12 protein-coding genes are annotated in these 14,001 nt (G+C 70.6%); 4 read left to right on the top strand and 8 right to left on the bottom strand.

The genetic code is table 11. The annotated features are described in order from the left end of the window. Positions 1-11 precede the first annotated feature (11 nt). The 7 genes from VT52_RS17280 to VT52_RS17310 are packed head-to-tail and all read right to left on the bottom strand — an operon-like array spanning position 12 to position 8,061. Positions 12-1,268, bottom strand: coding sequence for an ATP-grasp domain-containing protein (locus VT52_RS17280; RefSeq protein WP_046427062.1), 1,257 nt, complete (start codon positions 1,266-1,268; stop codon positions 12-14). Further along, complete coding sequence (locus VT52_RS17285; protein ID WP_046427060.1) at positions 1,265-2,530, bottom strand: methylaspartate mutase; 1,266 nt, start codon at positions 2,528-2,530, stop codon at positions 1,265-1,267. Before VT52_RS17285 ends, VT52_RS17280 begins: the two co-directional genes overlap by 4 nt. Then, positions 2,527-4,032 (bottom strand): hypothetical protein, encoded by a 1,506-nt coding sequence (locus VT52_RS17290; protein WP_046427058.1) that lies wholly within the window; start codon positions 4,030-4,032, stop codon positions 2,527-2,529. Before VT52_RS17290 ends, VT52_RS17285 begins: the two co-directional genes overlap by 4 nt. Beyond that, positions 4,029-5,270, bottom strand: coding sequence for an ATP-grasp domain-containing protein (locus VT52_RS17295; protein ID WP_046427056.1), 1,242 nt, complete (start codon positions 5,268-5,270; stop codon positions 4,029-4,031). Before VT52_RS17295 ends, VT52_RS17290 begins: the two co-directional genes overlap by 4 nt. Continuing rightward, positions 5,271-5,759: a cobalamin-dependent protein gene (locus VT52_RS17300; protein ID WP_046427054.1), complete on the bottom strand. Its 489-nt coding sequence runs from the start codon at positions 5,757-5,759 to the stop codon at positions 5,271-5,273. Then, positions 5,756-6,997, bottom strand: coding sequence for an MFS transporter (locus VT52_RS17305; protein ID WP_240509783.1), 1,242 nt, complete (start codon positions 6,995-6,997; stop codon positions 5,756-5,758). Before VT52_RS17305 ends, VT52_RS17300 begins: the two co-directional genes overlap by 4 nt. Then, complete coding sequence (locus VT52_RS17310) at positions 6,994-8,061, bottom strand: LLM class flavin-dependent oxidoreductase (RefSeq protein WP_046427053.1); 1,068 nt, start codon at positions 8,059-8,061, stop codon at positions 6,994-6,996. The genes VT52_RS17305 and VT52_RS17310 overlap by 4 nt, the downstream gene beginning before the upstream one ends. A 532-nt stretch (positions 8,062-8,593) precedes the next feature. On the opposite strand from VT52_RS17310, the gene VT52_RS17315 reads away from it, so the two are divergent. From VT52_RS17315 to VT52_RS17325, 3 genes are all read left to right on the top strand, one after another. Further along, positions 8,594-9,508, top strand: coding sequence for an asparagine synthetase A (locus VT52_RS17315; RefSeq protein ID WP_240509788.1), 915 nt, complete (start codon positions 8,594-8,596; stop codon positions 9,506-9,508). Beyond that, positions 9,505-10,761, top strand: coding sequence for a glutamate synthase-related protein (locus VT52_RS17320; protein WP_046427049.1), 1,257 nt, complete (start codon positions 9,505-9,507; stop codon positions 10,759-10,761). Before VT52_RS17315 ends, VT52_RS17320 begins: the two co-directional genes overlap by 4 nt. Before the next feature lie 256 nt (positions 10,762-11,017). Further along, positions 11,018-11,917 carry a LysR family transcriptional regulator gene (locus VT52_RS17325; RefSeq protein WP_046427047.1) on the top strand — a complete coding sequence of 300 codons (900 nt, stop codon included), beginning with the start codon at positions 11,018-11,020 and terminating at the stop codon, positions 11,915-11,917. Between the two features lie 25 nt (positions 11,918-11,942). Here the strand turns inward: VT52_RS17325 and VT52_RS17330 are convergent, their stop codons facing one another. Beyond that, positions 11,943-12,890 (bottom strand): ketopantoate reductase family protein, encoded by a 948-nt coding sequence (locus VT52_RS17330; protein WP_046427045.1) that lies wholly within the window; start codon positions 12,888-12,890, stop codon positions 11,943-11,945. 565 nt (positions 12,891-13,455) lie between these two features. On the opposite strand from VT52_RS17330, the gene VT52_RS17335 reads away from it, so the two are divergent. Then, positions 13,456-13,959, top strand: a complete 504-nt coding sequence (locus VT52_RS17335; protein WP_046427044.1) for a transglycosylase SLT domain-containing protein — start codon at positions 13,456-13,458, stop codon at positions 13,957-13,959. Positions 13,960-14,001 lie beyond the last annotated feature (42 nt).

Below are 14,001 nucleotides of genomic sequence, written 5' to 3' on the forward strand. Positions count from 1 at the left end.
TGCTTTCGGGTTCAGAGCAGTTCGTGCTCGAGCTCGCGGATCACCTTGTGCGCGTTCTCGATCTCGGCGGGGTCGGGATGCACCAGGAACACGGCGCCGGGCGAGGAGTTGAGATCCACGGTCGGCCGGGTGGGCGCGCCCTCGGCGATCCGGAACCGGACGCTCTCGAAGGCGGGGACCCGCTCCAGGGCGGACGTGATGGCCGCGAGCGGCAGCGGTACGGCACGACGCGCCATGAGATTGACGCAGCGCGCCCGCCGGAGCACCGGGTAGCGGGCCGGGCGCGCGGCGAGCGAGGCGCCGTCGCCCGTGTGGCAGTCGAGGGTGAGGCTCACCTGGTTGGCGCCGGTGCACAGGTCGAGCGCGGCGGGGTTGGCCAGTCCCGAGACGCGCGCCCCGGTCTCCAGGAGCAACGGGCCCCGCGCGGTGAGGATCAGCTCGCTGTGCGCGGGGCCGTCGGTGATGCCGAGGGCGTCCAGCGCCCGTGCGACGTACGGCAGGACGACGTCGAGCACCGGGTCGTCCGGCGTCAGCAGGTCCTCCGCCTCGTAGATCCTGCGGCCGCCCTCCCGTACCTGCTTGCGGCTGATCCAGGCGTCGGTGAACCAGTGGGCGCCGTCGCGGCTCACGGTGTTGACGATGTACTCGTCCCCGGCGAGGTACTCCTGGGCGAGCACCTCCTCGTTCACCCGGAGCATGATGTTGGTCTTGCCGAGGACGGCCCGGCAGGCGTCCCGGACCTCCTGCTCGCTGTCGCAGGTGTAGACGTCGTCGGAACCGGCGCTGTCCAGCGGCTTGACCACCAGGCGCGCGATGTCCGGACGGCGGCGCCACCAGTCGAGGAGTTCGGCGGCGTCGCCGGAGCGGCACTGCCGGGCCGTGGGCACGCCCGCCCGACAGAGGGCGTCCATCATCAGGGACTTGTCCCGGCGGGCGGCGGACAGCACGGGGTCGTTGCCGCGCAGCCCGAGCCGGTGGGCCAGTTCGTCGGCCACCTCGACGCCGAACTCGCTCGCGGCGACGACGCCCACGGGCCGCCGGGCCCTCAGATGGGCCAGCACCTCGGTCTCGTGGCCGGGGTAGGTGAGGTCCTCGGCGAGGAGTTCGCCCGGCAGGCTCGCGCCGAAGGTGCCGGACGCCAGGTCTCGGGAGCGCACGTGCAGGACCCGGTGGGTCCCGGACGCCTCCCGGGCCAGCATCGCCCCGGTGGAGAACGCGTCGACCAGGACCAGGGCGGGCCGGTCCGCGGGGTGTTGCGGGACAGTCATGGGCGGGGAACCAATCTGGGCTCGGACGGCGCGCTGTCGTAGCGCTCCGCCACGTGGTCGAGCATCCCGTAGAGGTCGTCGGAGGAGAGCCGGCCGGCCGTGCGGGAGGTGGGGGTGTTCAAGGGCAGGTTTCCGGTGGACCCCCAGGCCAGCGCGCCGCGTTCGTCGATGACGCAGGTCGCCGCCGATCTGTTGTCGGGGTGGAGGCAGTAGGGGATGTCGAGCAGTCCGAGCCGGAACGCCTCGGTCAGCGCGGTGCCGATGTCCGTGTGGAGGTTCAGCACCGCCTCCACGACGGCCCGTGCCTCGGCGAGCGTCTCCTCGTAGTACGCGTCCTCCTCGGCGGTCCGGGGGCTCGCCGGTCCCCGCGCGGCGGCCGCGGCGAGCCGCAGCGCGGACAGGTTCTCCGAGACGCTCGGGATCTGCCACGCCTCGGAGACCGTCTTGACGATCAGCCGCTCGCAGCCCGCGTCCCGGGCGAGCCGGGCGCTGTCCTCGATGAGCGCGCCGGCGCCCGCCGGGGTGCGCGGGAACAGGCCCATGTACGTGTACAGGACCACGTGCCAGGTGACGTCCCCCAGCAGCTCGGACGCGAGGGTGCGCAGCGCCCGCAGCGCCCCGCGGTCCTGCGCCGCGAGGGTGCCCTGCGCGTAGCTGAAGGACATGTGGCGCAGCCCGTGGGCATGGAAGAAGCAGCCCTCCAGCACCGCCGTCGCCACCAGGAGCGACGGCGGGCAGAGCTGGCCGAGCAGGCAGCCGCCGAAGCTCTCGATGTGCCCGTGCTCGGTCTCCCCCGCCAGCAGCAGGCAGCTCTCCGACCAGGCGCGCACCGCGTCCGCGAGCGGAAGCCTGCTGTAGGGCAGGCAGTAGGAGACGGGACCGCCCTCGGTCGCGTCCAGACCGACCTCGACCAGCCGGCGGAAGACGGCCAGCGGCAGCGCGGTGCCGTGCCGGACCTGCACGGGGAACTCCGGGTTGTGCAGGCCGGCCAGCATGTGCCGGGTGGCGGCCGCGGGGTGGGAGACGAGCGGATAGCCGTTCAGCTCCTCGTCCGCGGCCAGCCGCTCCAGCGGCGTGGTGTGGTCGCCGACCCGGGTGTAGCTGTCGATGGTGATCGTCCCGACCACGGGGAAGTCCAGGGCGGCCACCTCGCGCAGCCCGGCCGCCATCGCGCCGATCCTGCCGAAGCCCATGCGGGGCTGCACGACCAGGGTGCGGTCGGCCCGGCGGCCGGCCACGAACCGGTCGAGGTGGCCGCTCACCGCCCTGAGATAAGTTCGGTGGCGGGGGCTCCGCCGACCGGGTCGACGGTGGCCACGTGGTACTTGTGCGGGTCGCCGGCCCGGACGCGGGAGATGATCGTCCCCGGGGTGCCGAAGTCGACCAGGCCGCTCGCGTAGAGGGTGCGCAGGTGGGTGAGGCCGAGGCCGGAGACGTCCTGGAGCCAGGCCGCGGTCTCGTCGTCCGCCGCACCGTCCGTGCCGAGCACCGCGTGGATGCGGTCCGCCTCGGCCGCCCTGGCGGGGTGGCAGCGTTCGAGGAAGGCCGCCAGCCGCTCGCCGCGGTCGGTGAACGGGGAGAACACCATGGCCACGAGCGCCTCTTCGGACAGTCCGAACGCCTCCTGCGCGAACTCGTCCGCGAGCCGCCGCCGGTGGGCCCGCTTCGCGGCGGTGTCGTAGCGGCCGAGCGCCAGGTCGACGAGGTTCTGCGGCATCTCCTTCTTGTGCATCAGCTCCTCGGCCAGCTCCAGGTACTCGGCCAGACCCTCGTCGTACGTCCGGCCCTGCACGAACTCGGCCCGCAGTGCACGCAGATGGGCCATCAGTCCGGGGTTGGCGCAGTCGGACTCGCTGAAGCTGAAGGCGAGTTCGTCGAACTGGAACCCGAGGAAGTCCACGATGAGGTCCCAGTGGTCGTGCACCCGGTAACTCACCAGGTCGTAGACCGAGATGAACTGGGGCTGCATCGAGCGGTCGCCGGTCGACACCTCGCGTTCGGCGAGTTCGCTCTCGCTGTCGTCGCCGAACAGCTCGCGGAAGTAGGTGTCGCCGATGCCGCGCAGGGCCAGCAGGATGCCCCTGAAGCCCATCGTGCGGCACTCCTGCACATCCACGCCGGAGGCCTTGGCCAGCCGCATGATCCAGGCGGAGTAGAGGAGTTGCTCGCGCCGGGAGTCGCCGGTCATCACCACGTCGACACCGCCGTCGAACCAGGCGGCGCGGCCGTAGAAGTCGGCGACGGCCAGGTTGCAGCTGTTGCAGAAGGTCGGCCGGCCGTCGCCGGCGGCGCGGTGGCCGTTCATCAGGACGTCGACGCGGTTGATGGCGACCAGGTGCTCGGGCAGCGGCAGGTCGACGTGGAAGGGGCGGACCAGCGTGTGGTCGACGGTGAGCAGCTCCGCCCGGTCGTCGTCGAGCAGGCCGAGCGCCCGGTAGACGCGGTCGATGTTCTCCATGACGGCCCGGGGCACGCCGGCGTGCCGCATGTTGGCGACGCGCAGCGTGAAGGTGCGGCCGAAGTTCAGCGCGAGGTGCAGCTGCACCGCGCGCACGAACGCGACGACGTACGTGCTGTCCTTGCCGCCGCCGTAGGCCACCATGACCTTGTAGTCGGGCAGCGCGTCGATGCCGCCAGCGGCCTCCACGAGCCGCTCCCCGGTCGCCTTCACGCCGTCGAGCTCCACGTCGCTGAGGAAACCGGTCAGCTGGGCGTGCAGCGTCGGGTACCGCTCGTTCGCGGGTTCCCCCGTGTGCTGGTTCATATCCGCGTGGCCTCGAATTCGAAGGTGTCGATGATGCGGTGGATGTCGGCCTCCACCTGGGCCTCGTCGTCGTCCAGGAGGATGAAGCGGCCGCTGTGCAGGGCGTCGTAGGAGCCGCCCGGCTGGAGCACCTCGCCGACCGGCGGGAGCAGTTCGCGCCAGATCGAGGGCACGTTCGGGCGCGGGGAGACGGCCTTGGTGACGCGTGCGGGCAGCTCCGCCGGCTTCGGCACGCACAGCCAGCCACCGGACGGGTCACCGGACTTGGTGGTGATCCCGGTGGTGGACTCGCCGCCCACGGCACGCAGCCAGACCTCGAAGAGGTTGACCCCGAAGAGCTTGTTCAGCAGGTGCGGCACCTCGCTGCCGCCCACCCGGCCGCCGATCTCCAGGAACACGAGTTCGTCGGCGGGCGTGACGAAGACCTCCAGGTGGAAGGGGGTGGTGCGGATACCGAGGGCCAGGACGCACTCCCGGCTGAACGCCTCGATGCGGTCCCGCAGTTCACTGTTCTGGACCACGACCGAGCCGAGCGGGGCACCGAGCCCGAAGGCCAGGCAGTCGTTCACGTAGCGGGAGACGACCTGGAAGGGGATCTCCGCGTTGTCGTCCGCGTAGCCGTCGATGTGGAAGATGCGCCCGGTGACGAATTCCTCGATCTCGTACCGGGACAGGTCCAGGGTGGGCAGCAGCGCGGTGAGCTGCCGCTCGTCCTCGACGCGGTGCACGCCGATGCTCGCGGCGCCGTCGACCGGCTTGAGGATCACCGGGTAGCCGGCGGACCGCGCGAACTCGACGGCGGACTCCGGGGCCTCGCAGCTGTCGAAGCGCGGGATCCGGACGCCCTTGAGGGCGAGGATCTCCTTCATCCGCACCTTGTCGCGGTAGACCGCCACCTCGTCCGGGGTCGGACCGGGGATGCCGAGGTCCCGGCGGACCCGCGCGGCGATCTCCAGGGTGAACTCGGACAGCGCGACGAGCTGGTCCACCGGGCCGACCCGGCGGATGATCTCGGCGACCGCGTCGCGCAGCGCCTCGAAGTCGTTGACGTCCTCGACCTGGACCTGGGCGGCGATCTTCGCGGGATCGGCGAGCACGCCCTGGGCTCCGAGCGGGTCCACCACGTAGCTGACCCGGTGGGCGTCGTGGTCGATGAACTCCTCGTAGCGCGTGAGTTCGTTGTCCCAGCGCACGCCGTCGGAGAAGCGCGGCCAGCGGTTGACGATGACGATGTGCATTCAGACTGCTCCTGCGATCACGAGTTCCGGGTTGTCCCACGGCGGTACGGGGGCGGACGGCGGCTGCCAGGCGGCGAAGCCGTGCTGCTTGCCGCGGTGGAGGAAGTCCCGGAAGCGGGGCACGGCTTCCTCGCCGGTGAACACGTCCGTCCAGCCCTGGGCGATCAGATCGCCGCGCACCCGGTCGTTGTCCGACTCCGAGGTGGTCAGCTTTCCGCCCACGACACAGGGCAGTTCGACGCCCCGGATCCGGAGCTCGGTCATCAGCACCCGGGCGCCGTGGTGGCCGTGCCCGTTGATGCTGGAGACCACGAGCAGGTCGGGGCGGTGCTCCTCGATGCCGCGCAGCACCTGGGCCACGGGGGTGCAGCTGCCGAGGTTGCGTACCAGGCCGCCGTGCTCCTCCAGGAGCTTCTGCAGATAGACCAGGTTCCAGATGTGGGAATCGGACTCGACGGTGCTCACGATGCACCGGAAGGACGTACTCAAGACTGCACTCCTACGGGAAGTCGTTCACGGTCCGTGAGCGTCCGGCGGAAGCTGCGCATGGTCAGGGGCAGGAGGACGGCGCCGAAGGCGCTGAGCAGGACGGCGAGCACGCCCACGAGCCGCTGCGGCCCGTACGTCGCCCCGACGCTGCCGACCAGCAGTCCCGCGATGGGATAGGACAGCAGGTTGAGCAGGTAGAAGGGCCCCATCACCTTCCCGAGGTGCTCCTTGGGGATCACCTTCACCCGCTGGGTGCGGTTGAAGACGTTGTAGTACGCCGTCCCCGTGAGCACCGCGACGAACAGCACGGCGTAGACCGGGAACGAGCCGGCGATGCCGATCAGCAGCAGCGCGGCGCACAGCACCGCGAAGCCGAGCGCGCCGAGCAGCGGGACCTCGAACCGCTTGAGGACGAGCGGGATCAGCAGCAGGTTGACCAGTCCGACGACGCCGACGCAGGTGTTGAGCAGCGCGAACGACCAGTCGGGCGCGGCGAAGACACCGGTCACCAGCGCCGCGTTGGCGCTGAGCACCGAGGCGACCACGAGGTTGATGCCGAAGTTGAGGATGCCGAGCAGCAGGACGGGGCGGTTGCCGGCCATCAGCTTCCAGCCCAGGCCCAGTTCGCGCATGGTGCCCCGCGCGGTGGCCGGTTCGGCCGGCCGCTCGCCGCGGGGCAGCGGCAGCCAGCAGGCGGCGGCGAGGGCGAACACGGAGGCGGCCACGGCCAGCAGCCACACCTTGCCGATCAGCGCGGCGGCGAGCGTCGCGAGCGCCGGGCCGAGGGCCATCGCGAGCAGTTCCATGTTCTGCACCAGCGCCTGGGTGCGCGCCATGGCCTCGCCCGCCGCCAGCTGGGGCACCATCTTCTCGACGGACATCCGGGTCGGCGCGACCAGCACCGAGAGGACCGCGCCGCTGGTCATCAGGGCGGGCGTGGTCCAGCCGGGCCGGGTCAGCAGGACCGCCACGACCACGGCGAGCACCAGGGCGCGGGAGCCGGTCACGACGGAGAACAGCCGGGCGCCGCCGTCCCGGTCGGCGATGAGACCGGCGAAGGGGTAGGCGATCAGGCCGGGCAGCCACTCCAGCGCGAACGCGAAGCCGAGGGTGGAGACCTGCTTGGTGTCCTGGAAGAGCAGCAGCGGCACCGCGAACATCACGACCTGCTCGGCCATCAGGCCGAGCAGCACGCCAACGCCGAACAGGCCGCGGCCGGAACGGGGTCGGAGGATCACGAACCCGCCGCCGCGTTCCGCTCGTGCTCGCGGATCAGCGGGGCGACATGCGTGTAGAAGATCCGCATCTCGTCGCGCGTCGGCCAGCCGGAGAAGATGAACTCGCTGACGCCCGCGGCCTTGTAGGCGAAGAGGTACTCCGCGACCTCCGCGTAGCTGCCGACGACGCACAGCGCCGGGCCGCCCCGGTAGGCGACGGCGCCGGACCACAGCATGGGCGACAGCCAGTCGTCGCGGGCCGTGTCGGCGAGCCGGAAGGACGTCTTGACGGCCTCGGAGTCGGACTTGCCGACGAAGTCGCTCACCCAGGCGCGGTGTTGCTCGTCGGGGTCGCGCATCATGTCCTCGACCGCGGCCAGCGCCTCGGCGCGGGTCTCCCGGGCGAGGACGTGCATCCGGATGCCGACCTCGCAGCCCTGGGACAGCAGCGGCCCGGTGACGGCCGCGATGCCCTCCGGGGTGTCGCCGTAACGCAGCCAGCAGTCCGCGTACTTGACGGCGGTCTTCTGGGCGACCGCGGAGGCGCCGCTGATGTAGATGTGCGGGCGACCGCCGCCCTTGTAGCCGAGGCCGAGCTGCGCCTCCTCGATGGTGTAGTGCTCGCCCTTGTGGGTCAGGGGCGTCTCACCGCGCCAGAAACGGTGGCAGACGTCGAGGAACTCCTCGGATCTGGCGTACCGCTGGTCATGCGCGAGAAAGTCTCCGTAAAAAGCCTGTTCGGCGGGCGATATTCCGGCCACGAGATTCAGCGCGATACGCCCGTCGGACATCCAGGAGACGGTGTTCACGATCTGGGTGAAGAGCGTCGGGGAAACCAGTCCAGGACGGTAGGCGAGGATGAACTTGACCCGTTCGGTTTCCCGGACGAGAGCACCGATCATCGGAAGGGGATCGGGCATGTGGTAACTGATTCCCATGAGCAGGGAATCAACCCCGAGTTCATCCGCCTCACGGGCGAAATCAACTATCCCGTCAAAGTCGAGTTCACCCGCCTGGTACTTGTCCGTGGCTTTCTGCTGGCCACTGTCCAATGGCGAACACCAGTGCAACTTCAGATCGTTCATAGCTACCCACCTGGAAAGACTCGGTCGTGACAGCCGACAGCCAAACAAGGAGAAAAATGAGGAACTGTGAAACTCAACTCATGCCACGGTGCAAGATTACAAAGAAGCCGCTTCTCGCACTGCCATACCCCCGCAGGAATGGAGTTTACGGCACCGTCCACGATGCCCCAGAGTTGCTTCCGACCTTGACACGTCTCCTGACGTTACGTCAAGATCACGACGCCGCTTGCGTTGAGAGTAAACCGCCGCCTTTCACTTCGGGGGCGACGGACGACCGATCGGACTGTGCTTCATCTCACACGCAAAGTTTGCGGCTGGCTTGCGTTCGCTTACGAAATAGGTCAGAGCAAAGGCAAATGATTTCTCAACGTTGGTCCAGCCCGAGGTGAGCGGAATGATTCGCCCCGGATCGGCCGGCCGACGCGACCGACGGACATGAAAGGTTACGAGGTTGTCCCAGGAGACGGGTAGGGTCCAACTGCCCACCCCACGCGCCCACCTGACGTCGGACAGGACCCGCGCCACCTTGGCCGTGCAGAGCAAGTTCCTCGCCGGTGCCCGCGAGTTCCTGGTCGGCGAGGGCTTCCAGGAGCTGCTGCCGCCCACGATCGGACCGGTCACCGACCCCGGCGCCCGCGGTGCCAAGCAGGTCGACATCGACTATTACGGGCACCGCTACAAGCTGATGACCAGCGGGATCCTGTACAAGCAGGCTTCCCTTCTCAGCTTCGACAAGATCTTCCATGTGGCCCCGAACGTGCGGCTCGAACCGCTGGAGACCGCGGTCACCCACCGCCACCTGGTGGAGTTCCACCAGCTCGACGTGGAGATCGGCGAGGGCTCCCGCGAGGACGCCCTGGACATCGCCGAGCGGCTGACGAAGTACGTGGTGGAGTACGTCCTCGTACACGCCCAGTCTGAACTGGCGCTGCTCGGACGTGACTTGGAGGTCTTCAAGCAGATCCTCGCCGGCCCCTACGGCAGGCGCGCCCACGCCGAGGTCGTCGCGGACCTCCGGGCCCGCGGACACGCGCAGGAGGCCGGCGCGGAGGTCGACTGGGAGGGCGAGGAGATCATCTCCCGGGCCGCCACCCACCCCTTCTTCATCACCGACTACCCCAAGGGCTCCCGCGGCTTCTACGACAAGGAGAGCGCGACGGAGCCGGGGGTGCTGCGCAACTTCGACCTCGTCTTCCCGGGCGGCTTCGGCGAGATGATGAGCGGAAGCGAACGCGAATCCGACTATCGCAACCTCGTCATGCGCATCCGGGAAACCGGTGAGAACCCCGCGAAGTATGACTGGTACTTGACGCTCGCCCGCGAGGGGCTCCCGTCCAGCGCCGGTTTCGGCCTCGGCGTGGAGCGCTTCACCCGGTTCCTGTGCGGCCTGGACGCGGCCTGGCAGGCGTCGGGCTACCCGAAGCTCCCGGGGGACCCGCGGCCATGACCGATCTGCACGCCCCGGGATACCCCCGGCAGCGGGTGGCGGAACGCGCCCGGCGCGGCACCGCGATGGCGTTCCCCGACGCGGCCGGCTACGGGACGACCATGTTCGGGCAGCAGCCCCCGGAGCCGGACACTCCCCCGGACACGATCGACCGGACCCGGCTGGTGCCCCCGGTCTTCGTGCCCCGGCGGCTGGAGCGGCTGATCGACCTGGGCCGCGAGCCGGTAGTGGGGGACGCCGAACTCACCGCCACCATAGGGGGGTTCAGCTCTCCGCTGCCGGTCTACGTCTCCGCGTTCGGCTCGACCCGGGTCGCCAGCGGCGACCTCGGCCAGGCCGTAGCACGCCAGGCGGGCCGGCTGGGCATCCCTATGGTCATTGGCGAGAACATCGTCCCCGTCGCCGGTTACGGCCGGATGGAGCGGACGGCCCCCAGCTCGCTGCTGCAAAGGATCACGGAGTACGCCGCGGCCGTCCCCGACGGACAGGGCGGTGTCGTCGTCCAGCAGAGCACCGAGGACGCCGACGCCGAGGTCTGGAACCTCGTCTACAGCGACCCCTCGGTGCAGCCGCTGCTCGAATCGGGCCGTCTGGCCTTCGAGTTGAAGGTGGGCCAGGGCGCCAAGCCCGGCCTGGGCGGCATGACGCTCGTACCGCGGGAGAAGGCCACGGCGCTCTCCGCGCAGTACGACCTCATGGACGTCTTCGGCGCCGACAGCGACGCGGTGCTGCGGTGCAGCAGTCCGGGCACCTTCACCGACGAGATCCTGCGGAACCAGATCCGGCTCATGCGGAACAACTATCCGCGCTGCCGGGTGTGGGTGAAGCTGCCGCCGGCCCGCGACGTGGGCGAGGCCGCGGCCGTCGCTTGGGCGGCCGGGGCGGACGCGGTCGGCGTGGACGGCGCCGAGGGCGGCACCGGCTGGGCGCCGCAGGCGTTCCTCGGCCATGTCGGGCTGCCGCTCGCGGAGTGCCTCGACCGGGTCGACCCCCGGGACCACTGTCTGCTGGTCACCGGGCGGATCTGGGAGGGGGCGCGCGCCACCAAGTGCCTCGCGCTCGGCGCGCGCGCCGTGGGCCTCGGCCGGGCCGCGCTCGCGGCCGTGGACGAGGATCCGCAGCGCGGTCTGGTGAACCTGGTCGAGTGCCTGGCGCTGGAGATGCGGATGCTGCTCAGCTCGCTCGGCAAGTACGAGGTCTCGGAGCTGAGCCGGGAGGACCTCTGGTCCGAGGAGCGGCCAGGGCCGCGCTGACCGGGGCGCGGGACGCGCGGGCGCCGTCCGCGACGGGTGATCGTCTCCCCGGACCGGGCGGCTCCGCACGCTGGACGGTCGGCACCCGCCCGGGGCACAAGCCGTCCGAGGCCCCGCATGCTCAGGACTCGTACTGCCACAGGCAGGTTGCCGCCGCGCCCGCCCAAGATCTCAGAGGCCGGGAACTCCAGTCAATCCTGGAGTTTTCTCCGGAAAACCCAAGCGTTTCCTTGGATCCAGTACCTACGATGCCGGGGTGACCCTGGAAGATCTGAAGGTGTTCGCCGCCGTGTGCGAGGCGCACAACCTCAGCACGGTGGCCCGCGAGATGAACTGCACCCAGTCCGCGGTGAGCCAGCACATCAGACGACTGGAGAAGGAGACCGGTCTGCCGCTGGTCGAGCGCCGGCCGCGCGGTGTGGTGCCGACCGGGGCCGGACTGATCCTGCACCGCGCCGTGCGGGAGGGGCTCACCGCGCTCGACGACGCCATGCGGCTGCTGGACGAGCTGCGCACGGGCCGGCACGGCAGTGTGGCGATCGCCACGGGCAGCACCACCATCCGCCATTTCATGGGCGCCTCGGTCAAGGAGTTCCGGCACACCTTTCCCGACGTCCGCCTGGAGTTCCACACGGAACGCTCCAGCGAGCGCTGCCTGGAAGCGCTGCGCAAGGGCCTCGTGGAACTGGCCTGGGTCACCATCACACCGGACGTCCGCGGTCTGGAGCAGCGCCCGGTGATCGACCTGGACTGGGTGCTCGCCGTGCACCGGGACGATCCCCTCGCCGAGCGGCCCGCCCTGTCCCTCGCGGACCTCTCCCGCACCCAGCTGATCCGGCCGCCGGCCGGCACCAGTTCCGGGCGGCAGGTGGACGAGCGGCTGGGCCTCGGCCCCACCGGCGCCACCGACTGGGACACCGCCCTGCTGCTGGCGGAGCTGGGCCTGGGCCACGCGCTCGTGCCCGCCGTCCCCGGGGTGAGCTCGCGCCCGGACCCGCTCCGCCTGATACCGGTGCGCGGACTGGTCCCGCTGAAGGTCGGCTGGGCGGCCCGCCAGTGGTCGGCGCTGTCCCCTTCCGCGAACGCCTTCGCGGACACGGTGATCGCCCACCTCGACGCGTGGGGCGGCACGGCCGGGGAGCACGAGGCGTCCTGAGCCGTGCCGCGCCGCGGGTGGGCGGTCAGACGGAGGGAGCCGCCGTCGTGCCGTCGGCCAGTTCCGCGACCAGGCGGGTGGCGAGCGGCACATCGATGCCGTGCCGCGCGGCCGCCCGCAGCACGGCGCCGCCGATCGCGTCCAGCTCCAGCGCCCGGCCGGCCTCGGCGTCCCGCAGCATGGAGGACTTGCTCCGCGCCGGGAAGGCCTCGTAGCGCGCGAGCACCTGGGCGGCGTCACCCGGCCCCCCGCAGGCCCGGCTCACCGCGGTGGTCTCCTCCACCAGCGCCGCCAGTTCCTCGGGGTGCTCGTCCCGGATGCCGCCGATCGACAGCCCGTAACGGGTCGTGAGCAGGGCGAAGGGCGCGAGGAAGGCCAGCTTGGCCCAGAGGGCGGCGTTCTCGTCCGCGACCGTACGGGTCCTCACTCCGGCGGCGTTCAGCACGGCGGCGGCCGGTGCGAGGCGTGCCTCGTCCGCGCCGGCCACGTCGATCTCGGTGAAGGGGCTGCCGTGCTCGACGACGCCCGCGGCGGTACGGGTGGACTCGACCCGGATGACAGCGGGTACGACCTGTTCGGCGCCATAGCGTGCGCGCAGCGCGGCGACGTGCTCGACGCCGTTCAGCAGCGGCAGCACCAAGCCCCGGGCGAAGCGGGGCGGCACCCGGTCGAGCGCCGCGCCGAGCGCGGTGTGCTTGACGGTGACCAGGCACAGGTCCACGGGCTCGCGAAGCTCGGTGTCCGCCTCCACCCGGGCCGTGAAGTCGCCGTGCTGCCGGCTGGACACCCGGATGCCGTCCCGGGCGAGCGTCCGCGCGGTGTCCTCGCCCGCCAGGCAGATCACGCGGTGTCCGGCCCGGGAGAGCAGGGCCGCGAGGAGGCCGCCGACCCCTCCGGGACCCAGCACGGCGATGGTCCAGGGCGTGGTGGGCGTGATGGGCGCGGTGGGCGCGGTGTCCGGCGCGGTGTCCATAGAAGGGGTGCCCTCTCCTTGGGTCGCGGCAGCGACAGGGGGATCGTCAGGATGTCCGGCAAGATCATCAGTTTGGGCCGGGGGCTCCGTCAAGCCCAGAGGCCGCCGGGTATGCCGCGGCGAAGCCTCGGCCTTCCCCACACCGCGTCACCGTCCCCTCACGGCCGGTCCGCGAAGGCGTCCCCCGCGACTTCCCCGGCCGCCGACCCCCTGCCCGAATAAGACCCGTTTCGGGCCGTTTTGGGGGCCCATCTTGTGACGCCACCCATAGGAGCCACATCACGTCCTAGGGCAGGCCGTAGAAAGGGAACGCCCTGAGCTGCCCAGACATCTCCATATCGGGACATAGCAGACATTGCTCCGAAGTTAGGTAGTACGTCACATCCTTGCCAAGCACTTCGGCCCCGGCTAACCATTGCTGTCGTTGCCGGGAAGCAACGGGCCGGACCGAGCGGATCTCCGCCGGAGTCGCCCGGTCCCACCCGCAGCGCGGGGCTCACCGCCCCACCGCCACCGCGAGACTCGCGGCAGGCACGACCTTGTCCCCCAGAGGAAGAGTTCACGCATGACCATGGCCACCACCCGCACCCGCATCGCCCGCCTCGCCGTCACCGGCCTCGCCACCACGGGAGCCGCGGCCGCGGCCCTGACCCTGGTGCCGGCCAACGCGCAGGCCGCCGAGATGCCGCAGGTGCACGCCTCTGTGGTCAAGGCCTCCCACACCGCCACCGCCGGCAAGGCGGGCACCGGCAACAACCTGGACGGCTGGATCAAGCAGTCGCTGGCCATCATGAAGGCCAAGGGCATCCCCGGCAGCTACGACGGTCTGAAGCGCAACATCATGCGCGAGTCCGGTGGTAACCCCAACGCGCAGAACAACTGGGACATCAACGCCAAGAACGGCGTTCCGTCCAAGGGTCTGCTCCAGGTGATCTCCCCCACGTTCAACGCGTACCACGTCGCCGGTACCGCGAAGAACATCACCGACCCGGTGGCGAACATCACCGCCGCGGCCAACTACGCCGCGCACCGCTACGGTTCGATCGACAACGTCAACTCGGCGTACTGATCGCACTGATCGACGCGGTCCCCGCACCGAAGGCCGGTGCCG

Origin of the sequence: Streptomyces malaysiense, from assembly GCF_000980885.2 — a bacterium.
GTDB lineage: Bacteria > Actinomycetota > Actinomycetes > Streptomycetales > Streptomycetaceae > Streptomyces > Streptomyces malaysiense.